Annotated in this window: 21 protein-coding genes and 4 pseudogenes; 9 read left to right on the forward strand and 16 right to left on the reverse strand. The window is 61.4% G+C overall.

Annotated elements, in window-relative coordinates:
• Positions 1 to 126: 126 nt before the first annotated feature.
• Positions 127 to 522: pseudogene (locus tag EN786_RS33160) on the forward strand (recombinase family protein); the annotation flags it as partial.
• Here the strand turns inward: EN786_RS33160 and EN786_RS33165 are convergent.
• Genes EN786_RS33165 through EN786_RS33175 form a run of 3 tightly spaced genes read right to left on the reverse strand, consistent with a single transcriptional unit; the run spans position 455 to position 3,884 of the window.
• The gene (locus EN786_RS33165; RefSeq protein ID WP_189524345.1) at positions 455 to 1,573 is read right to left on the reverse strand and encodes a TniQ family protein; all 1,119 of its coding nucleotides are present in this window, start codon (positions 1,571 to 1,573) and stop codon (positions 455 to 457) included. The pseudogene EN786_RS33160 and the gene EN786_RS33165 sit on opposite strands and share 68 nt — an antisense overlap.
• Before the next feature lie 11 nt (positions 1,574 to 1,584).
• Entirely contained in the window at positions 1,585 to 2,502 is a 918-nt protein-coding gene (locus tag EN786_RS33170) for a TniB family NTP-binding protein (RefSeq protein ID WP_210238915.1), read from the reverse strand.
• Complete coding sequence (locus EN786_RS33175) at positions 2,499 to 3,884, reverse strand: transposase family protein (protein WP_245493514.1); 1,386 nt, start codon at positions 3,882 to 3,884, stop codon at positions 2,499 to 2,501. Before EN786_RS33175 ends, EN786_RS33170 begins: the two co-directional genes overlap by 4 nt.
• Positions 3,885 to 4,643: 759 nt before the next feature.
• On the opposite strand from EN786_RS33175, the gene EN786_RS33180 reads away from it, so the two are divergent.
• The 6 genes and pseudogenes from EN786_RS33180 to EN786_RS33205 all read left to right on the forward strand — a co-directional run.
• Complete coding sequence (locus tag EN786_RS33180) at positions 4,644 to 4,892, forward strand: hypothetical protein (RefSeq protein WP_126092836.1); 249 nt, start codon at positions 4,644 to 4,646, stop codon at positions 4,890 to 4,892.
• 371 nt (positions 4,893 to 5,263) lie between these two features.
• Positions 5,264 to 6,322: a tyrosine-type recombinase/integrase gene (locus EN786_RS33185; RefSeq protein ID WP_246688802.1), complete on the forward strand. Its 1,059-nt coding sequence runs from the start codon at positions 5,264 to 5,266 to the stop codon at positions 6,320 to 6,322.
• Positions 6,323 to 6,600: 278 nt separating this feature from the next.
• The gene (locus EN786_RS33190) at positions 6,601 to 6,843 is read left to right on the forward strand and encodes a type II toxin-antitoxin system prevent-host-death family antitoxin (RefSeq protein ID WP_128347123.1); all 243 of its coding nucleotides are present in this window, start codon (positions 6,601 to 6,603) and stop codon (positions 6,841 to 6,843) included.
• Positions 6,843 to 7,256: a type II toxin-antitoxin system VapC family toxin gene (locus EN786_RS33195; protein WP_189379828.1), complete on the forward strand. Its 414-nt coding sequence runs from the start codon at positions 6,843 to 6,845 to the stop codon at positions 7,254 to 7,256. Before EN786_RS33190 ends, EN786_RS33195 begins: the two co-directional genes overlap by 1 nt.
• Positions 7,249 to 8,430 carry a tyrosine-type recombinase/integrase gene (locus tag EN786_RS33200; RefSeq protein WP_135909617.1) on the forward strand — a complete coding sequence of 394 codons (1,182 nt, stop codon included), beginning with the start codon at positions 7,249 to 7,251 and terminating at the stop codon, positions 8,428 to 8,430. Before EN786_RS33195 ends, EN786_RS33200 begins: the two co-directional genes overlap by 8 nt.
• Before the next feature lie 68 nt (positions 8,431 to 8,498).
• A pseudogene (locus EN786_RS33205) lies at positions 8,499 to 8,715 on the forward strand (integrase); the annotation flags it as partial.
• 21 nt (positions 8,716 to 8,736) lie between these two features.
• Here the strand turns inward: EN786_RS33205 and EN786_RS33210 are convergent.
• The 7 genes and pseudogenes from EN786_RS33210 to EN786_RS33240 form a co-directional block, all read right to left on the reverse strand.
• Positions 8,737 to 9,219 carry an RES family NAD+ phosphorylase gene (locus EN786_RS33210; RefSeq protein WP_135909619.1) on the reverse strand — a complete coding sequence of 161 codons (483 nt, stop codon included), beginning with the start codon at positions 9,217 to 9,219 and terminating at the stop codon, positions 8,737 to 8,739.
• Positions 9,216 to 9,647 carry a DUF2384 domain-containing protein gene (locus EN786_RS33215; RefSeq protein ID WP_128346936.1) on the reverse strand — a complete coding sequence of 144 codons (432 nt, stop codon included), beginning with the start codon at positions 9,645 to 9,647 and terminating at the stop codon, positions 9,216 to 9,218. Before EN786_RS33215 ends, EN786_RS33210 begins: the two co-directional genes overlap by 4 nt.
• An 89-nt stretch (positions 9,648 to 9,736) precedes the next feature.
• Positions 9,737 to 10,942 carry a plasmid replication protein RepC gene (repC, locus tag EN786_RS33220; RefSeq protein WP_128346935.1) on the reverse strand — a complete coding sequence of 402 codons (1,206 nt, stop codon included), beginning with the start codon at positions 10,940 to 10,942 and terminating at the stop codon, positions 9,737 to 9,739.
• Positions 10,943 to 11,096: 154 nt separating this feature from the next.
• Positions 11,097 to 12,083, reverse strand: coding sequence for a plasmid partitioning protein RepB (repB, locus tag EN786_RS33225; protein WP_128346934.1), 987 nt, complete (start codon positions 12,081 to 12,083; stop codon positions 11,097 to 11,099).
• A gap of 75 nt (positions 12,084 to 12,158) precedes the next feature.
• Positions 12,159 to 13,367, reverse strand: coding sequence for a plasmid partitioning protein RepA (gene repA, locus EN786_RS33230; protein ID WP_135909621.1), 1,209 nt, complete (start codon positions 13,365 to 13,367; stop codon positions 12,159 to 12,161).
• Positions 13,368 to 14,107: 740 nt separating this feature from the next.
• Positions 14,108 to 15,007, reverse strand: coding sequence for a zincin-like metallopeptidase domain-containing protein (locus EN786_RS33235; RefSeq protein WP_135909623.1), 900 nt, complete (start codon positions 15,005 to 15,007; stop codon positions 14,108 to 14,110).
• A gap of 222 nt (positions 15,008 to 15,229) precedes the next feature.
• A pseudogene (locus EN786_RS33240) lies at positions 15,230 to 15,871 on the reverse strand (Fic family protein); the annotation flags it as partial.
• A gap of 117 nt (positions 15,872 to 15,988) precedes the next feature.
• Between EN786_RS33240 and EN786_RS33245 the strand changes: the two are divergent.
• Positions 15,989 to 16,813: an IS5 family transposase gene (locus tag EN786_RS33245; protein WP_135909625.1), complete on the forward strand. Its 825-nt coding sequence runs from the start codon at positions 15,989 to 15,991 to the stop codon at positions 16,811 to 16,813.
• Positions 16,814 to 16,836: 23 nt separating this feature from the next.
• Here the strand turns inward: EN786_RS33245 and EN786_RS33250 are convergent.
• The 3 genes and pseudogenes from EN786_RS33250 to EN786_RS33260 all read right to left on the reverse strand — a co-directional run.
• Positions 16,837 to 17,211 (reverse strand): annotated as a pseudogene (locus EN786_RS33250) (cell filamentation protein Fic); the annotation flags it as partial.
• 65 nt (positions 17,212 to 17,276) lie between these two features.
• Positions 17,277 to 17,483, reverse strand: a complete 207-nt coding sequence (locus EN786_RS33255) for an antitoxin VbhA family protein (RefSeq protein ID WP_135909627.1) — start codon at positions 17,481 to 17,483, stop codon at positions 17,277 to 17,279.
• A 120-nt stretch (positions 17,484 to 17,603) separates the two neighbouring features.
• Positions 17,604 to 17,936, reverse strand: coding sequence for a DUF736 family protein (locus EN786_RS33260; protein ID WP_095483088.1), 333 nt, complete (start codon positions 17,934 to 17,936; stop codon positions 17,604 to 17,606).
• Between the two features lie 27 nt (positions 17,937 to 17,963).
• On the opposite strand from EN786_RS33260, the gene EN786_RS33265 reads away from it, so the two are divergent.
• Positions 17,964 to 18,152: a hypothetical protein gene (locus EN786_RS33265; RefSeq protein WP_128347186.1), complete on the forward strand. Its 189-nt coding sequence runs from the start codon at positions 17,964 to 17,966 to the stop codon at positions 18,150 to 18,152.
• Between the two features lie 179 nt (positions 18,153 to 18,331).
• Here EN786_RS33265 and EN786_RS33270 read toward each other — a convergent pair whose 3' ends face one another.
• The 3 genes from EN786_RS33270 to EN786_RS33280 form a co-directional block, all read right to left on the reverse strand.
• On the reverse strand, positions 18,332 to 18,799 hold the full coding sequence (locus EN786_RS33270; protein ID WP_135909650.1) for a thermonuclease family protein: 468 nt from the start codon (positions 18,797 to 18,799) through the stop codon (positions 18,332 to 18,334).
• Between the two features lie 41 nt (positions 18,800 to 18,840).
• Positions 18,841 to 20,121 (reverse strand): plasmid replication protein RepC, encoded by a 1,281-nt coding sequence (gene repC / locus EN786_RS33275; RefSeq protein WP_128347125.1) that lies wholly within the window; start codon positions 20,119 to 20,121, stop codon positions 18,841 to 18,843.
• Between the two features lie 603 nt (positions 20,122 to 20,724).
• Positions 20,725 to 22,650, reverse strand: a complete 1,926-nt coding sequence (locus tag EN786_RS33280; RefSeq protein ID WP_128347082.1) for a ParB/RepB/Spo0J family partition protein — start codon at positions 22,648 to 22,650, stop codon at positions 20,725 to 20,727.
• Positions 22,651 to 22,813: the final 163 nt, after the last annotated feature.

A 22,813-nucleotide genomic window follows, 5' to 3' on the forward strand; every position in this document is an offset into this window, starting at 1 on the left:
GCACCACGCCGCAAAGGCGGTCGCCCGCTACAGCGCTAGTTGAAGAGCGCGCGGGCGACCGCCTTTGCTCTCTCCAGCGCTTCAGCTCTTGTCGTTGTTTATCAGCGGTTTTCGACCGTCGTCGACAGCTCGGCGCAAACCTGGTTGCCGACCGTACGCCGCTTGCGCCCGCAGCACAGTTGGGACGACGTCGTGCGGGTGCTCAACCGAAAAGGCCACGACTGGACGATCGAGCGACTACGGCGCGCGGTGCATCGGCTTGTTCGCGAGCGCATCGCCGAACCCGCCCTGATCAAACGTGCCCGCCGCCGTCCGCCGGAGGACCGGTTGATGACCCTCGTCGCCGGTATTGCGCTCGCCGACCCGGATCTTACCCTGCTCGAAATCGGAGCTCAGTTGGAACGGATGCACGAGCGCACGCCGCGTGGCGGGCGCCAGTGGCAAGCTTCCTCGGTCAAGGCGCTGCTGGACCGGGCACGTCGGCTCGGGCTCGTGGTGCCCGATCCAGCGCCTCGGTCATGAGGCGCGCCAGCGCCTGCTCTCGTACGATGCGGCCAGCGCCCTGCACGGCCCTCCATTCACCGCTGGCAAGGATCTCGTCGGCCAAAACACGATATTCGGCGTCCGAGCGCGGCGTGTACGTGACGGCGGGGCACTCGACCTTCTGCGGCCGGCGCACGACCCGCTGCGCGGCAGAAGGCGACAGGTCATCTTGCGCGAATTTTTCCATCAGGAAGGCAGGCGGCGGCCCGATGCGGCTTCTGGCATCGGCCAGGTCCAGCAGCCGGGCGATCCCGAACAGGGTTGCCATCCTCCCTGGCAATGCCGCGGTGGCGAGCGGGTCAGTGCAATCGGCCGGCATGTCGTTGCTTCTCGGGCGCGGGGATCCCAGCCATGCGATGAGAGGCTTTCCGCCTGGCCGCGACGGCGCCCACAACAACAGCGCGGCGCGCATGATGTCTTTGGCCGCCGTCCCCTGCGGTCCCTCATCGACGGCCGATGCGACGGTGTCGGCGAGTTCAAGCAGGAAGCTTTCCCGTTCCGAAACGGCCACGCCAACGCCGCCGAAATGCACAGGAGCCGAGCAGATCCCACAGGCGAGACGCGCCCTCCCCTCTCGACAGTCGAAGCGAAAGCCCGCCCGGGCGAAGCAACGGCCACACGTGTCCTGCAGGATGATCAAATGCCGGGGACAGACCATCGCCTCGACCCGAGCCCACGCGCGGCGAAGATAATGATCCCGGTTGCCTGCGTGATCCTCGTCGAGGCACGCGGGACAAACGCCTTGGTGCCAGCGATCCTGGATGTACCAGTTGAGCGCGCGCGCCTGCCGGCGCAGCGCCATTTGAGCAAGCCGGCCCGCATCCATCCGACAGGCGCGGGCCCAAAGCATGATTATTGCGTCGCCGGGGTCGAAGTCCTGCCCGATCAGACCGCTTCGCCGTCCCGGATGGATGTCCGGATCGAGCCAACTTTCAATGTCGCGCCACGTACATCCGTAGCGGCAGGCCACGCGCCCCTGCCAGGAGGAAAGCAATTCGTCGTCGAATGGCCGCGGCGCAACGGGCAGCACGCGGACGGGCCTCACCGGCTCGCCCGGCGCTGCAGCCCCTTTTCCATGTGGCGCGTCATCGTCACAAGCGGCAGGACGAGATCGTCGCCGTCGAAACTGCCGACGGTGATGCACTCGCTACCGCTGCGGATCGCCTCGACCGCCACCGTCTCCATCAGGCGAAAGATCCGCACGGTCACGCCGTCGGTCAGGTCGAGTACTTTTCGGCGGACGGCAGCCGTTCCCAGCTCCGACGGGCGGCGCAGCGGCAGAATCCCGCCCAAGCTCGACAGAAGCTGTGATAGCTGGGAATTATCGGCCCAACGGTCGAGGTGGAAGGCCTCGAAACGCTCGGCGAGCTGGGGATCAGTCAGCAGCGCCTGCCGGGCCAGATTGGTCCCGGCGCAGATCAGCGGAACCCTCAGGTCGTTGGCGAGAAAGCGGAGGACGTTGAGAAATATGCGCTGCTGGCGGAAGCTGCCGGCAAGCATGGCGTGGATTTCGTCGATGATCAGCATGCGCACAGACATGCTGCGCAAAAGGCTCCGGCAAACCTCCTTCAGACGATAGGTGGAGTCCGTCATCGGCCCCGGCGCGCCGAGCGCGCTAAGCAATTCGCCATAGACGTCCCGCTCCAGCGGTTCGGCCGGCATCTGCATGGCAACCACCGGCATCGTCGTGATACCTGTGCCTCTATCGAAACAGGCCGGATGATCGCGCATGAATTTGCGGATGATCTTGGTCTTGCCCATGCCGGTGTCGCCATAGAGCAGCAAGCAGGGCATGCGGTCGCGCGCAGGATACGACAGCAGGTCCTCAAGCCGCGCCAGCGCCGCGCGCGCCTGAGCGGTTTCGAGCCATCGATCTGCCCGAATCCAGGCGATGCGCTCGGCATCAGCCAAAGCAGCCTGACACCGATAGGCCGGGAGCAGGTGCGCGTAGTCGCTCAAGACCACTCCTCCACGGTCAACGGAGGCAGGTTGCCGTCCGGTTCTTGATCGAGCTCGACTTCCCGATCGCCCAAATTCTCACCGCTTTTCACCGCCAGCGATCGGGCACGTCGCTCGACGCGACGTCGCGCGACTTTGGTTTCCCGGACAGCCGCCTCCACGAGAGCACGCTGCTCCTCGATGGTCTCGAAAATCAGTTGTTCATCGGTTGCCCTGACGCCACGTTCCTTCAGCGCTGCGCGGGCCATACGATGCTCGCCGAGCGTGATGCGCGGGCGGCTGAGATCCGCGAAGCGTATCGGCCAGTTGGTGCCGTCAGGCCCCTCCACGAACACGCATGACAGGTCCCGCGGGTCGTATCTGACGCGCATCCGGCGCGAATACCTGCCTGCCCAGGCGCTCAAGACATCGTCCCAATAACGAAGCCCGAACATATGCACGCCGTCGCGCCGGATGCTGCGCTCCTCGAAGGGCAGAAAATCACGGAAAAACCGGTCGACGTCATGAGGCAGACGGAGTGGTTCAGGTCGTGCTGCGACGACGTCCTTCCACATCGTGATCGGCGGCAGCTGCAGGCTGCCGTGGATCTCGGCATGGTAGCGACCGACAATCTGAAGCGCGAGCCACTCTTCCAGTTCGTCGAGCGTCATTGCGGCATGTTTTTGCGGATCGTAGGAGCCGCGGGCGGCGACGTCGCTCGACGTCGTGCCGGGAAGCAGGTGGACCGCACCCATCATCGTGCCGATCAGTCGCTCGATATGGCCCCCATAGTGCGGCCGCAAGACGGGCCGGTACTCAAGGGCAATGCCATGCTCCGCCGTCCCTCTGGCCAGCGCCCTTCCATGAAATTCCTTGCCGTTGTCGACGTGGATCACGTCAGGCAGGCCGAAAACCGGCCACGCCGCCTGAACATTCCGAGCCTCGAGCCAAGGCTCCTTCGGCATCACCATATGCTGGATGCAAAGCGCGACAGAAACCGATGACGGATTTTCTAGCGTGAGATAGAACCCCGCCACCATGCGGCTTGCAACGTCGATGGCCAGCGTCAGCCAGGGCCGCTGAAGGGGCCGGCGATGCACGGCATCAACCACAAACAGATCCACCAATGTGTGATCGATCTGGACGATGTGAAGTGCATGATCGGCGCGATATTCGTGCACTACGGGATCAAACCGTTCGCGCGCGGCTTTTGCCCCTTCCCGATCACGCATCAGTAGCCGCGGATCGGCAAGCTTCACGCGGGCTCTTACCGCCTTCCAGGAGGGCGCGACCTCCCCGCGGCTGCGACACAATTCTCGAACACGGTCATGCAGGGCGGTGACCGAAGGCTTCTCCCGCTTGCGGTAGGTGTCCTGCATAGCGGTCTCGATGAGCGCCTCCATGTCTTCCGACAGGCGCCGGCGTCCTTTCGCCGGACCGGGATTGTGGCCAAGCAGCGAACTCGTCACAGGAGCGGCCCGGTATCGTCCGAGAAGCTCATAAAGACGTGCCCGCCTTACACCAAGCTGACGGCACGCAAGGCCTATATCGGCAGGGGACAAGCGACCCTTAGACGCCAGAGGGCGAATAATAGCCTCGCGCTCTACCGCCCTGCCCCAGTCGGCATCGTCGGCCGCGAGCTTGTCGGGGTTACGACCCATTCCGTCGCCCTCGCCTTCGTCCACCAAATCATGGTATGAATCCACCTATTCTGGACGAATCCAACGAACTAGGATGAGCGAAGAATGTTACAAAACAATGACATACAGTCCACTCATCTAGGAAGAGTGACAGCCTCTGTCGCTCGCGTTTCACCGCCGGACGGCCGCGTTTTGACGCCAGATCGACGAGAATTCGCGTTCATTGAGCGGACCGGGTTTGCGGCCAATTCCCGGACAGCGACCAGCGGATGGCCTCTCCCGTCGAGCAGAACGCCGAAATTCACGACAATCGGGCTTCCGGACGAAATCTCGCGCATCCCTTGTGCGACTGCGCGTAGTCGAGGTCGGTTCCGGGAGAGAGCGAAATGACACTCTAAGGGGCAAGAAAGCCCGTTCCGATCGAACCCACGTGGATTTTGATGCGGGTAGGCCTTGATTTGCAGGGTGCGGCCGTTGTCCAAAACAGACTATACTCAAGAGCGGCCAGAGGAGGACGGGTCTGTGAGCGACCAGGAATTGCAGCACATCATCACCAAATCACGGGACGCCAAACACGGCGGGTTTGGAGTCTTGTCTACAAGCGAGAAGCTAGCCGCTGCACTGGTGCTAAACCGGCCCGACTGGCTGGCCGAAATGAACTACACGCTCGCGGAGGCCATAGAACGCGTCGGTCCGGTATGGCTGACCTTGATTCCGAAAGCAGCGCGCGAGCTGGAATACGAAGACGAGCGCGCAGCGGGTAAGGCATGATCCAGCAGGCCGGCCAGGCGGCATCATCAACCGTGTCCTTGTCCGGCCCATGAACCACGGCGGCCTCGCTGTAAGGTTCGTCCGTTCGATTGTCACGAAAAATCCGGTGATTCGGCTAGAATCCGCCAATGAACTCCGAAGATGATTCGCGCCAGATCAATGACTTGCCGTCCGTTGACGAAGCGCGAGCAACAACCTCTCTCGTCGATCAAAACCCCGAAAATCGTGCTCGGCGCAGCTCCGCTCAACCACAGGAAACGGCGCCCCCTGTCGATCAGGATGCTGTCGACCAAACCGCGGCGGCGCCCTCGGCCGAGCCCAACGGCTCGAGCACCGACGACCTGCCCGACATCATCGACGTCGTCATGGAGATGGGCCGCGCGCCGGAGCAGCCCTCGGCCGACGCCCCCTCCGCTCTTCCGGTCGTCGCCAATGCCCGCCTGCCGGCGCATCTCGACGCGCTGGCCGATCGCGCCCGCGACTACGTCGAGGCGGCGAGCTCGGCCAATACCCGCCGCGCCTACGCTTCGGACTGGAAGCAGTTTGCGAGCTGGTGCCGGCGTCAAGGCCTCGAGATGTTTCCGCCCGATCCGCAGGTGGTCGGGCTCTACGTCACCGCATGCGCCTCGGGTAAGGCGACCGGCGACAAGAAGCCGAACTCCGTCTCGACGATCGAGCGCCGGCTCTCCTCGCTGACGTGGAACTATGCGCAGCGCGGCCAGCCGCTCGACAGGAAGGACCGCCATATCGCCACCGTCATGGCCGGCATCCGCAACAAGCACGCAGCCCCGCCCCGCCAGAAGGAAGCAGTGTTGCCCGAGGATCTGATCGCCATGCTGGAAACGCTCGACCGCGGCACCCTGCGCGGCCTGCGCGACCGGGCCATGCTGCTGCTCGGCTTTGGCGGCGGCCTGCGCCGCTCCGAAGTCGTCGGCCTCGACGTCGGCCGCGACCAGACCGAGGATTCCTCCGGCTGGATCGAAATCCTCGACAAGGGCATGCTGTTGCGCCTGCGCGGCAAGACCGGCTGGCGCGAGGTCGAGGTCGGGCGCGGCTCGTCCGACACGACCTGCCCCGTGGTCGCGCTGGAGACCTGGCTCAAGCTCGCGCGCATCGCCCGCGGGCCGCTGTTCCGGCGCGTCACCGGGCAAGGCAAGTCCGTTGGTGCCGATCGGCTCAACGACCAGGAGGTCGCCCGCCTCGTCAAGCGGACCGCGCTGGCCGCCGGCGTGCGTGGAGATCTGCCGGAGGGCGAACGCGGAATGATGTTTGCCGGCCATTCGCTTCGCGCCGGCCTGGCGTCCTCGGCCGAGGTCGACGAACGCTATGTCCAGAAACAGCTCGGCCACACCTCCGCCGAGATGACACGCAAGTACCAGCGCAGGCGCGACCGGTTTCGTGTCAATCTCACCAAGGCGTCGGGGCTCTGAAAAGCCCCCTCCCCTCCCCCGATTTCGGCCGCCGAATAGCGGTTCGGAAGAGCAGGATTTTCACCTTAGCGTTTCAATTGAAATTGGGAAGTAAAAGCGACACTCACATCATATTCAGGAATTCACAAAAATGACTATCGATAATGACCGCTTATCGATAGTCACAAGACCAAGGCTTGACCAACACGCAAAAAGCGCGCTAGCGTCGTCCAAAATGCCGATCGTCGTGCTGTTCCACGCGCCGCTCGACGACAGCGCCCATGCCCCAGGAGAAAACCATGACCATCACCGTCAAGGTCGGAGAGGCCAAGACACACCTGTCCGATCTGCTGGCCAAGGTCGAAGCCGGCGAGGAGGTCATCATTTCGCGCGGCAACGACCCGATCGCCAAACTGAGCCGGATCCCCAAGACCAACGACCTCGGCACCCTGATCGAGGAAGTCCGCGCCGCGCGGGCCCGGGCCAAGCCCGTCACGACCGAGGAGATTCTGGCCTGGAAGCATGAAGGCCATCGCTTCTGATGGCCTTCGTCCTTGACGCGTCCGTTGCCGCCGCCTGGCTGCTTCCGGAGGAGCACAGCGAGGCGGCCGAAGCGCTGATTGGCGCCCTGACCGCACAAGGCCCGGTGCCGTCGCTGTTCTGGCACGAGGCGCGCAGCATCGTCCTGATGGCCGAACGCCGCGGGCGCATTGCGCCGGGCGAGGCGATCGCGGCGATGGCCCGGTTGCGGCGCCTGCCGCTCGAGGATGTGGGAGCGGGCGGTGACGGATCTGTTTTGGCGCTGGCAACACGCCACGCGCTGAGCGCCTACGATACCGCCTATCTGTCACTGGCGGTGGAGCGAACGCTGCCGCTCGCCACGTTGGACCGCAAGCTGGCCGCGGCGGCACGGGCCGAAGGCGTCGAGATCCTCGGACCCCTCGCCAATGGCTGACTCCGCGGCCCCGCTCTTCGGCGTAGCGAAGTCCGCCAGCGTTGCGCGGCGGGCCGAAGCCCTCGACGCGCTGGACTCCGTGCTGCCCTTCGACCGCCGCGATGTTCTGGCCGGGCTTTTGACCGACGACGACGTCGCAACCCTGCGCCACCTGGCCAGGGAAGGCATCGGCGCAAATTCTTTGCGCGCTCTCGCCTCCGACCTCGGCTATCTCGAGGCCTGGTCGCTCGCCGCCACTGGATCTTCGCTGCCCTGGCCGGCGCCGGAAGCACTGCTGATCAAATTCGTCGCCCACCATCTGTGGGACTCTTCCCGGCGCGCAACCGATCCAGCGCACGGCATGCCGGGGGAGGTGACCGCCGTGCTGAAGGCGCAAGCGCTGTTGCGCAGCGACGGCCCGCATGCGCCGGCGACCGTGCGCCGGCGGCTGTCGAGCTGGTCGACGCTGACCAAATGGCGCGGTTTGCATGGAAAGTTCAACGCACCGGGGCTGCAGAGCGCGATAAAACTGGCGGTGCGCGCCAGCGCCCGTCCGCGCGGCCGCAAGAGCAAGAAAGCCGTGACCGCCGACATTCTGACCGCCGTCCTGAAGGCCTGCGCCGGCGACCGTCTCGTCGACGTGCGCGACCGCGCCCTTCTCATCACCGCCTTTGCCTCCGGCGGCCGCCGCCGCAGCGAAATTGCTGCTCTGCGCGTCGAACAGCTGGTCGAGGAAGAGCCGGTGCCGGCCGATCCCAAAGCACCCGACGGCGAAAAACTCCCCTGTCTGTCGATCCGGCTCGGCCGGACCAAGACGACGCAGGCCGACAGCGACGCTTTCGTGCTGCTCGTCGGCCGGCCGGTGCTGGCCCTGAAAGGCTGGCTCGAGCACGCTGGGATCACCGAGGGCACCGTCTTCCGCGGCATCGACCGTTGGGGCAACCTCGAAAAGCGCGCGCTGACGCCGCAGGCCGTCAATCTGATCCTCAAGCGCCGCATCGCCGAGGCCGGGCTTGATCCGATGGCGTTTTCCGCCCACGGCCTTCGCTCCGGCTACCTCACCGAAACCGCCCGCCGCGGCATTCCGCTGCCCGAAGCCATGCAGCAGTCACAGCATCGCTCCGTGCAGCAGGCGTCGAACTATTACAACGATGCCGAACGCACGCTCGGGCGGGCGGCGCGGATAATCGTCTGAGTCGCAGATCGATCCGACACATCGCAGCTTGCGGCGTCAGCTCCAAGACTATTGGTTGCGAGACAGCCGCGCTTGCCGCCGGCGTGCGCGGCGACCGGTCGGAAGGCGAACGGAGCCAAAAAGTTCTCCGACCATTCGCTGCGCGCCGGCCTTGCCTCGTCGGCCGAGGTCGACGAGCGCTATGTGCAAAAGCAGCTCAGCCACGCCTCGGCCGAGATGACGCGCAAATACCAGCGCCGACGTGACCGGTTCCGCGTCAATCTCACCAAGGCCTCGGGGTTGTAGGCGACAGAAAGCCCCTCCCCGTTACGCGCCAAACAGCCGCCGGTCCCAGTAGACGGGCTGGTGCAGACTTGTCTGGATCCTTGAAAACTCCGGATGCGCCGGATTGATCAGCACATTGCAATCAAGACGCGCCACGACACTCGGTACCAGCAGGATGACGCTGCGCCGTTCTAAACACCAGGTTTCGCCAAATCCCTTGCTCACCGTCGCCGGCATCGTGTCCCAGCCGGGCAATGACGGCTGGGAAAAGACCTCGTAGCTCAGTCCGCGCGGGATTGTGATTTCGATATAGTGCTGGTTGGGCGGCAGTCGGCCGCTGCCATGCACCAGCTTTTCCAACAGGGCCGTCGAATAGTGCTCGCTGGTGTAGATGATAGGACTTCCGGGCGTGTTCCATCGCCCTGGCGCGATTGTCGAGCCGGTCGCGTCGAAGATCGGGTAGGTGCCGGCCGGATCGCCGATGCGAAAGGACGATAGCGTGCGATCGAGAGTCTGCGCCGTCACGCAGCACTGCCGTACTTCAGACCTCCGAGGATATCGACCACCATTTCGGCGCCAAACTCGCTCAGGATAACGACGTCGATCGGTCGCTTGTCCTCAATCATCGGGTGCGGCCGAAACAAGAAATCGCGCGCTTCCTCTTCGTTCTGCCAGACATCGACAGCAAGGCCCCAGACGCGCGCCACGCGGGCCAATCGTGTACCCTCGTCCGACGAGAGGCGATGTACCATCTTGCGCCGCTCGTAGGTCGCCTTGGGGATCAGCCGGTATTTGAACTGAGCATCGCCAGGCGCCAGAAGACGTGCAACGCGCTCGAGCGCCCCAATGGGAAGTCCATTCTCGATCCGGGAGATCAGCCCGAAAGGCGACCGCGCCGCCACCTCTTTAACGGGCAGCCCCAACACGTCGGCGACATTTCCGAACGCTAGCATTTCACTCTCCATTCCATGTGAGGCACAATATAGCCTCACATGATGCGCCATGCAAGCCCCAGCATCAGTGCGAACCGATCCGCCGACGGTTACCCTGTCATCTTTGCTGTCACGCCGTTCGCTCGCAATGCGGCCATCAGCATCGGCCCGACCGAAAACTCCCCTGCCCTCGCCTTCTCGGTTAGCACCCGCAGATAGCCGCCCGCGGAATTGATGTGCTGTGCCCTTTGCAAAATGCAGGCAATCACCACCGCGGCGATCTCCTGACCCATGGCATGGCAGGCATCCTCATACGCTGACGGCGAGACACCCAGATATCCCCGCACCTGGGCGGCGGTGATCATGAGATCGCGCCAGTTGCCGATGCTGTCGACGGCGTAGTCTGCAATTTCCGGGCAGGCCTTCAGCACTAGCCCCAGCGGATAGGTTTTCACGGGCTCTGCGGTCCTCGTTAGTGGCTCGGCCGCCGCCCCGCTTTTCTCCAAAGCAGGTTCAAATTCAAAAATAGAGTCGGTATTTGAATCAGATTGCTGCCGCTCGCTTTGGGACTCATTGCCGCTCGAAATCGTGGATTCCATATGGATTTCCAGCAGCTTATCCACGTCGTCACGCAACGCGGCCAGATCGGCCACGATAGGTTCAAGCTCGGCAATGCGGGCTCGGCGCGGAATTGTCTCCACAACGCCGCGGAAACGCCTCCACAGGCCTCCCCAGTCGCCCGGCACGTCTTCCTCAACGGCCGCCTCGACCAACTTCTGGATATCCCGGCGGTGTAGCGTAATGCGTTCCCTCATAAGCCTGAGCGCCCTGTTGTCGGCGCGAACACGCTCGGCCGCCGCCTCGAACTCTTGAGCACGGGCCAGCAGCGGCGCCAGCGAGAAGCCAAATGCTTCCTCGATCTCCCCACCCCTGCCCTTGCGTGCATAACGCTTGCCGTTCGGGCTGTCCCGACGGATGACTAGACCGCAATTCACCAGTTCCGCCAGGTTCCTCCGCAATGTGGAATCGGGCATGCCGTGCGCCCTGAGGGACAGCTGTGCGTTCGAGGGAAAGACGATGAGGCCGTTTTCCTCACTCAGCTCACTGTCAGGATAGAATGACAGCAACGCGTTCAGGACGGCCAGGGCGCGATCGCCGATGCCGATGATGCTCTTGCCCTCGCAGAGGTTCCGGTAGATCTGCCACTTGTCGACGACCCTGCCCTTGGGGATCTCCCGTGACTCGTTTTGCGCTGCCAGCATGGCAAGCGACATCCGCCGCCGCCCAAAGGGCGTCGTTGCAATACCCGTCTCCATTTCTTCCTTCGCCTTCAACTAGGCAAAAGAAATCCGTCCGCCGAATCGACGCTTAAAACTCTTGACACTGATTCGTGGAAATGAGATTCTCGGCTTGCTAAAGATCGAGAAGGGCTTCCACGGTTCGCCGTCGGGGGCCTTTTTCTTTTGCGGTTCAGTCTCCTGTTGCTGTTCTCTCCGACTTCCTGAACGCCTCATAAAGGTCGCCCAGATTGTCAGAAATCCACGTTCCAAAGCGGCTGCCATCCGTCTCCTTCACGGCTATCGTAACGGCCTTGCCTGCCTTCTTGACACTGACGCTAACTGATTTGTCCTCGGCAGCCCAGGATTGCGCCTCTTGCTTCATACTGGCCTTGCGAACGGGCTTCCCCTTCGCATTCAGGGCCGCAAGCAACCTTTCGAAACGTCCGTTGCTTTCCAGCTCACCGAATTCGGGTTCGGACACGATTTCATTAACTATGTCGGATTTCTTGCCGACAAGAAGGGACAGCTCGACCCACCGCTCGCGGCCGACAGACGCAGCTGATCCAATCTTGCCTATGACGGATGCCGGAATCCTTGTGACAACTGACACCATCTTCGAGACAGCAGCGGCGTTCGAGGCCAGTGCCGAGGAAATAACGTCTCTGTCATATCCCAGGTCCTCAAGGCGCTTTGCGAACATCGCCTTCTCGATGAAACTGAGATTTGCCCGGGCGGAATTCTCCTGACCCTGGGCAATGACATGAGTCTTGTCGTCGATCTCCTTGACGACAGCCCTCACCTTCCGCCCCAGTTCGCAGGCAACTCGGACGCGGCGATGGCCGAAAACGATCATGTAGCGGCCGTCGGTACGGGGATGCGGACGAACAAGTATGGGAGAATCCTGCCCCCTCTCCTGGATCGCTTCCAGCAATTCTTGATACTGCTCCTTGTCGTCGCCCATGCGGTCGGAAACGAACGACCCGTCGACAACGTTTGGATCAAGTTCGACCACATGCTCGCCTTCAAGATACGCATCCGCTTGCTTGGCCAACTCGTTGACCGAGCGGATCATGGATTTCGAAGCGCCTCGGATCGGATATGCCGCCTTGGAGGCGGACGACACCTGGTCGTCGGCCTCCTTTTCTGCGAGGCCTGCAAGAAGATTCTTACGCGCCATATTTGTCTACCTCCAGATAGCGCCTAGTCCATTGAATGCATTCGGAAAAGATCCGATTTTGTCAGCGGACAAAAGTCAGCGCCCCCATGCTTCATGAATCAAGTCGGCGATTTCGCCGTTTACGACATCCAGCGCATCCATTGCCCGCTCGTATGTGGAACGGGTCATCGCATTCTTCTCGACCTCATAGAGGGTCTGCTTGGTAATCCCCGCATCGGAAATCGCCGTTGATTTCAACATCTGGTTCTTGAGAATGAATTCGCCAAACAGCGTATGCAGGAACGCCACCATCTGCGCTTGCGGCTGATCCGTGGGTTCGAATCGAGTAACAAGATAGCGATACCACTCCAGATTCACCTCGGCACCCGCCGCCCTGATCGGCTCGAGGATGTTCCCGAGCATCAGCAGAAACTGGCCCATGCTCATCACATCGAGCATCTGCGGATGGATCGTGATCAACACTGACGTCGCCGCGGTCAGTGCGGTGATCGTCAGGTACCCAAGCTGAGGCGGACAATCGATGACTATGACATCGTAGCGATCGTCGACCTCCGTCAATGCCGTCGAGATGCGCGTGAAGAACGCCCTGCCCACATTCGAAGACCTGTCCGTCATTGCCAGAGGCGTGTCGTATTCGAATTCCTGCAGCTCTAGGTTCGCAGGGACGATATCGAGGCCCGGGAAATTTGTTGGCTTGATTATTTCCGAGAGAGGCACCTTCTCGTCGTCATATCGAATCGAGTCGTAAAGCGATTTCGTCTGGTCGAGTTCAGGCTGGAACCCATGCAATGAGGAAAGCGACGCCTGCGGGTCGAGATCGACAGCTAGGACACGGTGCCCGGTCAGCGCAAGGTATTGGGCGAGGTGGGCAGCGGTGGTAGTCTTACCGCTGCCCCCCTTGAAATTGACCACAGCTAGGATCTGAAGCTTCTCGCCCGCCCGCCGATGGGGAACATACATTCGGGCGTCGGATCGCCCGTACTGGTCGAGATACTGGCGCAGCTCAAGCATCTGTTCAGCAGTATACGACCGCCTGCCCGACGTTGAGGTTTCAGGCACCGGGCCTTTGCCTTCCAGATGCAGTTTCTTCAGATGGCTTTGGGAGACCCCAAGATAAGTGGCAACCTCGGCCAGCGAGAACGATCGAAGATTCTTCTTTGCATGGGGAGGGAAGCGCTGCATCGAGAGTAGGTGCAGCTTCTTCGATATCTGGTCGCCCTGTTCGAGAATGCTTTTCTCGAACAGCAACGGGATTTTCGTGGGAACGGGCGAACTCACGTTCATTCGATCGAGACTCTCTAAAAACGATTTTTGGCGAAAAGACGCTAAGCAACCGTCATTATGTCCGATTCGTTCGATCCGGCAAGAAATTTTAAGTTAACAAAAGATTAACGGCCTCGCCGCAGCGGAATCACGTGATCCGATTCATGCAATTGATTAGGCTACACAATTTGCCGATTTTGTCAGCGGACAAATTTCCTGCTTTCTGCAGCCGTCAGTCAGTCTTCGCAAGTATATCGCCGATCATCAGACCGTGCTGGAAGCCGTCACAAGTGGCCTCTCACGCCTTCCACTTAGGGGGAAACGAGGTCACGTGAAACTTTATGTTGGCCAAGAGACCCCACCGAAAGTTTCGGATACTGGGCAGGGCAGGGGGACGGCGCCTTGGCAATCACCCCCATCCGGGAATGTTGTCCTGCAATGACGATTGCAGCAGTTCGATTGCTTTCGTTCTAAAACAAGCCCGCGCCTCGGGCGGAGAGCGCGGGCCCGATCGGGTTGAGGGGGCCCGATCTGTGGCGGGCAAGCGGGGGCGGGCCCGCTGCTCACAGAGAATTATTAGTACTCGCTAATCGGCAACTTCTCCGGAGTCGGCAACGATCGCGCGGAATGTAGCAACAGAGAGGACCAATTATCGGAGCCGAGGGCGCCAATAGCGCCTGGTACCAACTGATACGTGCCAAACGACAATGAGCAGTCATCATCGTCTCTATGGTCAAGCCAAATGAGTCGGCACAGAGCGTCTACAGCGACCCGCCCTGCACCTCAGGCTGGCTTACATGCAACTGCTGGGCGTGCATCCAGTCGGCAGCGGCCTGTGCCTTCGCAGCGGCCGTGATGATGGCCCTCTTGTCATTCTTAAGGACGGCGAGCCAGCTCGCCAGATAGGCGGCTGTGTTGTCGCGCGGATCATGCGCCACGCCCAGGTCGGCGCAAAGGAATGATGCCGCGAGCTCAGCGACGAGCTCTTCCACGGCGTAACTTTCCGTTCCGAATCGGCCACTGAGATCACGGTCCAGGCGATGCTTTGCGCCGGACCAGTGCGAGAGCTCATGCAGCAGGGTCGAATATAGGTGAACTTGGCTATCGAACCGGTCACGGCCCGGCATGAGGATGTCATCGCTGCTCGGTCGATAGCAGGCTTTTGTGCCGCTGTAGTTGACCTTCGCGTTGGTGTTTCTGACGAAAACCTCGACGGTTTCCAGGTGCGGAACAGGAACGCTCGGCAGCTCCTCGGCCGGGCTGGCAAACCGGTCAGGCAGGTTCTCTATCTGCTCGACATTGAAGACGGTGTATCCCTTGAGGTAGGCGATCGAGCGATCCTCGTCGTCTTCGCGCTCCTTTGGTGTGAACGTGCCGTACTTGACGATGAGCGTTCCTTTCTCGCCCTTTCGGACTTGCCCGCCAAGATCCTGCGCCTGGCGATAGGTCATCCAGGTGTTTTCCTCGTAGCCGAACATCTGACCGGACACCCACAGCATTAGGACATTGATGCCGCGATAGGCTTCGCCGGTCGTACGGCGCGGGATGAGTGAGTGGCGGACGCTGCCGCGCCAGGGGCGGATCCAGGGCTTGGTGCCGGCTTCAAGCCGCTCGACGATGGTATCGGTGATCCGTTGGTAAGTGTCCTTGATGCTCTGCATGGCCGTCTCCATTCCGTTGGTTGACGGCAAAGAACGGAGATAGCCGAAGCGAGCCCATGCACCTGTAGGGCCGAAACGGAGTGGAGGACCGCGACAGCGGTTGCATGGGGGAGGGGCTATCGTAGCTTGTCCGTCAAATCACCCAACGGACAGAGACGGCGCCGAAACGCATCGGAAATCGACCAGCTCGACGAATTCAGCTTGTTGTAGGGGCTGGGGTCATCAACCGCGATCGTCGTCGTCTCGCTCACGGTCTCGCCGCGCCGCCATTTCGGCCTCGATGGCCTTCAGCCCAGCGCTTCTGTCCCGCTGTGGCTGCTCGGCCTGGTGGGGCCGCATGTGTGCCTCGGTGGCCCATTGCTCGCGTCCCAGGCGGGTAAAGTCAGAGCGGGCGGTAAAAGAGACCTCTGTATTGTCGTCGGACAAGTGTTCGGGCAAGTCTGCGCGGTCGACGGCAATGATCCGCTCATCTGTGACGATACTGGCGACTCTATCGTCATGGCCGAGGATTTGGCCGGTGATTTCCTCTCCCGGCCGTGCCGTGCGGATATTGTGTTCAAACGGCTTCTCGCCGCACCGTTCGAGGTCGGCAAATGCAGCGCGAAGCGCTTCGCGGCGGTTCGGATTGATAGAGTCTTCCAGCACATGCTTCATTGCCGGACTGGACGGGTCGTTTGTGGTCTCGATTGATGCCTCGATCATCCGCGGTTTGCTGATGACGGCAAAATCCACCTCATGGCCGTAATGGCGGCCAAGTTCGGCAATGAACGCCTCCTGGGCGCGTCCGTTGCCCTCGCGGAATGGATGCACGTAATTGAGCTCGGCGAGCACCTGGCCCGCACGCTCAGCGAATTGCTCCGGGGTACCAGTGCGAAGAACATTGGGATCGCGGATCGGCTTTAAGTGTCCGTTCCAAAAAGAGTTGAGTGATTTCAGCAGGTTGTGATTCCGTCGGATTTGCGAGATTCGATGGAGATCACGATGGCCTGGACTGAAATCACCCGTGCGCATTATGAGCGGCGTTGCGCCCGCTACGCAAGCGATCTGACCGATGCGGAGTGGGCGCTGATTGAGCCGATGATGCCGTCAGCGAACCGCATCGGCCGGCCGCGCAAGACGGACCTGCGCGAGGTCGTGAACGCGCTTCTTTATCTGGCTTCGTCGGGCGGTGCGTGGCGATTGCTGCCGAAAGACTTCCCACCCTTTTCAACGGTGCAGAAGTACTTCTATCGCTGGCGTGAGGAGGGCCTGTTGCGGACCATCAGCAACAGCCTCGTCATGGCGGCACGCGAGGCTGAGGGTCGGGAAGCAAGTCCGACGGCGGGCGTGATCGACAGTCAATCGGTCAAGACCACGGAAAGCGGCGGAATTCGTGGCTTCGACGCGGGAAAGAAGATCAACGGGCGCAAGCGTCACATCGTTGTCGACACCATCGGCCTGATGGTCGGGCTCGTCGTCCACGCCGCCGATATCCAGGACCGGGACGGCGCACCGGCTGCCCTCAAGACCATCCTCGAACGCTGGCCGTGGCTGCGACACGTCTTCGCCGACGGCGGCTATGCCGGACCGAAGCTCAAGGGCGCGATGCAAAAGATCGGCACGTTCACCCTGGAGATTATCAAGCGGACGGATAAAGCCAAAGGCTTCGAGGTTCTGCCGCGCCGCTGGGTCGTGGAGCGCACATTCGCATGGCTGGGGCGATGCCGCAGGCTCGCCAAGGACTGGGAGAAATCCATCGCTTCCGCAGAAGCCTGGATATACGTCGCCCACATTCGCCTGCTCACACGCAGGCTCGCAAGAGCCTGATATCAAGCCATTCTTTTTGATTCAGGCTCTAAGGCCTCGTCCAGTCCGAAGTCGATGCGTGAGCCATGCAGGAATGAGGTGCTGCCCTTGGAAAGGCTGCCGATCGGCTCGACGCGCTGGCCGTCGACGATCGGGCTTTCGTTGCGCGTGTCACCGGCCCATTCGTAAACGTCCTGAAAAATATACCCGTGTATGGCCTTCAGATGTTCCTTGTCGAAATTGCCGCTCGGGCCGCGGCCCTCCGCAATCTCACTCTGTCGAATATGCGTCATGGCATAGTCGGCCGGTCCCAGCTCGGAGTGTCTGGTCAGCCCGAACTTGTTGCGTAGGACACCAGTCCGATCTGGATCGCCGGGCGTGTCGGGGTAGGTGTACGATCCCTTTGACTCGTCCGCCAATACGATTCCTCATGAAAAAAGCCGCCCGTGATCGCAGGCGGCTTGTTCAAATCAGAGTTGGAGCGTCAGGCGCGCTTGAAACGCGCCCGCATCTGCTCGCGAAATTCTTCCGACGTGATCTCGCCGGCGACATACCGGGCGTTGGCCGCCTCGAGAACAGGATCGTGGGTGTAGCCCTGCCGGATGTTGGCAGCGCGCGCCTGATCGGTGGCCTTCTTGCGCTTGGCAATGGCCTCCGGAGAACGATCCGGACGTGCGGAATGAATGTTCATCAGCAAAACTCCAGTTGCTTTGCACCCTAGCAAGAAAAGTGCTGAAAATCCAGCACTTTGGGGTGATTTTCGGCGTTTCTGAAGTGGGCGCCCGGCTTTTGGCCGGGCGCTTTACTGCGATTAATCGCGGGGTTCCCATTCGATGATCGCCTGCAGAGTCGGGTCGTCCTGGCCCGGGAAGCGGCCGAGATTGGCGTTGAAGCTGAGGCGCTTGATCGAGAGCGTGTAGTAGGGCTTGCCCTCCGCGTTCTTCTTTTTCCAGATGCCGCCGACCTCGATGTCATGGCCGCGCGGCGACTTGGCATAGACGCGATGCGTTGGTGCTTTTTCGTTATCCGAGCTGAACGGCACAGCGTTGATGTCCAGGTCGCGTTCGATGGTGGAGATGAGGCCTTTGCCCTTGGCGGCGTCGAGGTCGTCAGCATCGAACTGGATGTAGTTGGTGGTGGTCATGTCAGTCACTCCTCTTTGGTGGTTGCGATGATCGTTCACATGGCACGGCGGAAAGCGGTGTGCACCGAAGGCTGGAGCGCAGCGGAAGAGGCCGGGCGGCGAAAAAATTTGGCGCGCGAGGAAGCCGCAGGCGGGGAAATTTTTGCGCTCTCCGGCTTTGCGCAAACCGCGTCGACGTGCGAACGAGCGTCAAAAGCAACCACCGCAGAGGCGTGAGATATGACTCCTTTGGCAACATTCCCCCTGTTCGTTGTCGACCTGACACGACAAGAAATGAGCCTATATTAGCTATTATCTGAACCGATGCAACGAGCTTTGCCGGGTTTTGCGCCAAAACACGAAGCAATATGGCTCACGTCATTTGCCATTCCATAGCACCAATTTGGCGTCTGCGGTTAAGGCATCTTTGAGGACTTGGCGCGGCGATAGCGATGCGGACTTTCGATCTCAGCCGACCAGATCCCCAAACCGTTGCCACGCGCGCGGTTCTCGGCCTCGCCGTACTCGACCAGGCTGATAGGATGGGAAGACGGCAGATATCGCAGCATCGCCTCGGCTAGCCCGGCGTTCACCATGGCGAGGCCCACATCGGCATCGCCGATGAAGCACTGCCCGACCAATCGGCGATACCGGTCTTGGTCGATGATTTCGCAGCGGACATGCTGTCCGTCGATCATCTTTCGAAGGAAACTGCGAGCAATGACACCGCAACGCCAGGTCTGGCCGTCCTTCAAGCCGGTCTGGTCGAGTTCGCATGCATCGATCGCAGCAATCCGAATGCGCTGCTGACGGATACTGATCGTGTCGCCGTCGATTACCCGCGCCTGGCCGGACCATGCCGACGGCTCGGCCGCCGCATCCATGCACCAGATTGCGGCCACGGCCGCCAATATCGTTCGAAATCTCAATTCAATGCCTCCATGGAATTACGGGCTGCCAGCCCGAAAATCGAGCGGGCAAGATGAAGCTCGCCGGCTGTGGCGCGGTCCGTCATAGCCCGCAAGTAGCCGCCCGGCGATTTAACTTCCTGCTGGTCGTATTTCTGCAGCGTCACCGCGATTGCGACCGCTGCTTGCTGCTCGCCCATCTGTTCGACGGCGCGGCGGCGCGCATCATCGGAAATGCCCGTCAGGCGGCACATTTGCGGCACGAGCCGCGCCAGATCGGCCCAACTGCGGGGCAGGGCAAAGCCGTAGGCCTTTAAGGCCGGTATTGCCCGCACCAGGTCTTGCAATGCCACTACCGCCTGCGGCTGGCGCCTTCGCCCGTTGACTTGGCACAAGCCGCCCCCCAGGCTTGGTTCATAAGCCCTCTTGCTGGCGGAGCCAGCCTCTAGCAAATGAAGTTGTTCGGCGTCAGCCGAACGCCGATTATCATTACCCTCTTCAAGAGGATCAGGGTTTGTAGTCTGTTTGTGCATGCCGTTTTCGGCATACGTGCATGTCGGATTTTCTGTTTCCGACGCAGATTTTGAACGGCGTGGAAGCTGCAACAGGCGCTCCACAAACCAGTCGAAAAGTGCCGAGGCACGCCGGAGAAGGGCGCTCGGCGCCTTGGAGGCAACGCCGACAAGGGCGACGACCCGTTCGACGCGGCCCGTAATGCGAGCCAGGGCGCGATCCGACAGCCTCGTAACTGTTGCCAGAGCATAGCGTAGGTTGCGCAGCGCGCCGCGGTAGCGCCGCAACGCTGCGCTCGCGGCCGATTTTTCGGCCTTGGCCTGCCGCACGAGATGGTCGAGCTCGCGATAGCGGGCGATGAGGATCCGCATGTCGATGCCGCAACCGTCTACAATCGCACCATCGCCATTTCGCGCCGGGTAACGCTTGTAATTGCCGCTATCCTGCATCGTGATCAAGCCAGCGTCGAAAAGGCTGGACAGCATACGGCTCACACGACCGACTGAGCGGCCAATCTCGAAGCCGAGCTGCTGGTTGGACTTGAAGATGATCGGACGGCCGGACTTGTCAAAGGCCTCGGCCGGGGCCGTGTTGACCAGAGTCACCAAAAGATGGCTTTCGGTCGCGCTGATCAATCCTGTGCAAGTGAGGTTTTGTGCAAGCACGGCAAGCTGGCCGCGCGTCACCGTTCCGATCTCGGCCAACTGTGCCAGTCGCCGGTAATCGGCACGCTGTGGCGTCATTCGGCGACCGCTTGGCCGCCGATCCGTATGGGGGTCACCCATGTCCTCGTCTCCTTTGTTAGGGACCAGGCAAAGCTTCCCCGTTCACCGAAGCGGTGTTTCTCAGTTGACAAGGAAGGGAGGGTTTGCGAGAAAGGTTTTGGCTTATTTTTTCACTGCAAACCCGCTTCCGGATTTTCGTTCGGGAGCGGTTTTTCTTTTCTGGGCCGGTCTTCTCTCCGTCTTAAAACGTTAGAATGCGCACCGTCGGAATCATGCTGATTCCGATGATTTGCGAAGCATAACCGGAATAACCGTTTTGGCGCAAGAATTGTGCTACACGCGCCGCCAGCCGGAATAGCCTGATGGCTCGCAGTAGGCGGATTTCATTGATTTTCCGTGCTTTTCAGGCGCAATACATTTCGACACGCCTTTGTGGCGGTATACCGTATTGGCTCGATAAGGAGGAAAGAGCCGGCATGGCGAGCCATGTCGGCTATCCAGGGCGGGAGGGGAGTTTGAGGGGAGGGGGCTCGGGCCTCCCCTCAAAATGAAAATAAGGCCCGGATAAACCGGCCTTATTCATTCCGCGGCGGCCTCGACCGCGCTTTGATAGAAGGGGGCCGGTCGCGCGGGAGAAGACGCAACCGGGCCTGCGGCTGATGTCTATTCAGCCGCTTCGGGGAACGGCTCGTTATCCTCGTTGTCCGTTTCGTGCTCGACAGGCCTCGCGTCGTCGGCGGCAGCGATCCGCACAGGGTCGGGTATCCAGCCGCTACCGGCGACAAGTCGCTCGGCGATCATGACGGCTTCGGTCTTTTTGGCCGCTGCCTTGACGGAAAGCCCCGCCTCCCGGCCCTTAGCTTCGGCCACGGAAAGCTCGATGGTGGTCCGGTTGACGTGCTTGAAATAGCTGTCGCCGGTCGTCTCGAACCACTCGGACATGTCGACATTGAGTGCTCGGCCTAGCTGATTGACCTGCTCAATGCCCTTCTTGCGGTCGGTGAACTTCTTCTCCACCGCGTTGACCGCATGGGCGGCGCCAAAGGCCAGCAGCGAAAGAAGCGTGTCCTGCGGCTGCTCTAGCAGCCAATCGAACAGATCGGCGGGATTGCCCGGCAGGTGATGGCCGTAGTTTTCGGACAGGTCATTGAACGCCGCAAGACCCTTGCAGCTTTCGGCGTCCTTCATCGAAGGCTTCAACCGCTCATGGGTGATCGACAGTTGAAGCGCGCTTTGCTCCGAATTGTACGGATAGGCCACTTGCAACAGCATGGCATGCACCACGGCGACAAGGGCAACGTCAGGATTGTTCGCCAGTTCAATGCGCAGCGCTGCGGTTTTGTGGGCCGTCAGGTCCTCCATAAGAGCCGCCGAATGCGTGACGGTCGGAATTGCGGGCTTTGCTCTGCCTGCAATACACGGCGAGCCCTCGTCGGCCTCGTCCTCGTATGTTGCCTCGGCATCGTCCGGCTTCACAAAACCGCGCTCGATAGAGAGCCTGCCGTAATAGTCGAGCATTACAAAAGCGCCGCCGATCGCCAGTGCCTCGGGGTTATAGGCTTCCGTGCGGGCGGTCAGGGCGTCAATCCGCTTTTCGACTTCCTCAAGCTTTGCCTCGGCCTCGTCGTCGGCGGCACCGCTCTCGATCAGTTCGGCAAGCTCGTCATATTCTGCCTGCGCGGCGTCGAGTACTGCCTGATCTTCCTCGGAAAGGCTCACGTCTTCGGGATAGTGGCGCTCCATGCTGTGAAGCCCTTCCGGCATGGAAGTGCAGCACTCCACCCATTTCCAGCCTTCAGCGCGCACCGCCTCGGCCGCCGCCTCAAGCTTCTCGGCCACCAGCTTTTCCAGCAGCACCGTATCAGTGACATAACCGGCGTTGCGTTCATCGAACAGGTCGCGCTTTACGGCGCCGCCCGCCGCTTCATAGGCGGCCAGCCCGCCGATGAACTGGACACGCTTGTCCGTCGCGGCAACCAATTCCTCGGTGAGCGCGCGCCGGACGGAAAAAGCATCACGGTTCCAAGAGGGCAGGGCACTCCATACCTCAACCTGCCGCTGGTGATCGTCGCTAACGGTGAAGGCTGACAACTGCGCAAAACTCATGTCCTCGTCGCGGAACATCTGCAACAGCACCGGCGACACGCGAGCGAGCGCCAGCCGCTTGCACACAATCGTTTCGGTCGTGCCAAAACGGGCGGCGATATCAGCGATTGCTTTGCCCTCTTGGGCAAGGGCGTTGAATGCCTCGAACTGGTCAGCCGGGTGCATGGGCTCATGCAGATTCTCGGTCAAGCTGATCGCCGTAGCGTCCTCGGCCTCACGCTGCTTACATTCAACGGGAAAGTCCTTCGCGATCTCGCCCGCCTCGGCAAGAAGGAGGAGTGCGGCGCGTCGGCGGCCGCCAGCCGTCACGAAATAGCGGCCCTTTTTGTCGCCTTTCCTGACAATGAGGTTCTGCAACAGCCTGTAACCGTCGGCTCGGATGGTCGCGGCCAGTTCCTTGATGCCCTCGGCGCTATAGGTTTTGCGGACGTTTTTCGGGTCCACGTCCAGCTTGTTCAATGGAATGGTGATGGTTTCGGTCATGATGATTTCTCCTGATTTCCCTTTTTCCCGCGAAGCGGTTTCCTGCCCGAAGGGGCAGGAGCCCCGCTCCTGCTCCCGAGCTCGTGCGGAACAGCGGGGGAGAGGGGGGCAAGGAGACAAATCGGAGGGGGATCACCCGCCCGAGGCGAAGCCGAAGGGGCGC

The sequence above is a fragment of the Mesorhizobium sp. M4B.F.Ca.ET.143.01.1.1 genome (genome assembly GCF_004792275.1).
GTDB lineage: Bacteria > Pseudomonadota > Alphaproteobacteria > Rhizobiales > Rhizobiaceae > Mesorhizobium > Mesorhizobium abyssinicae.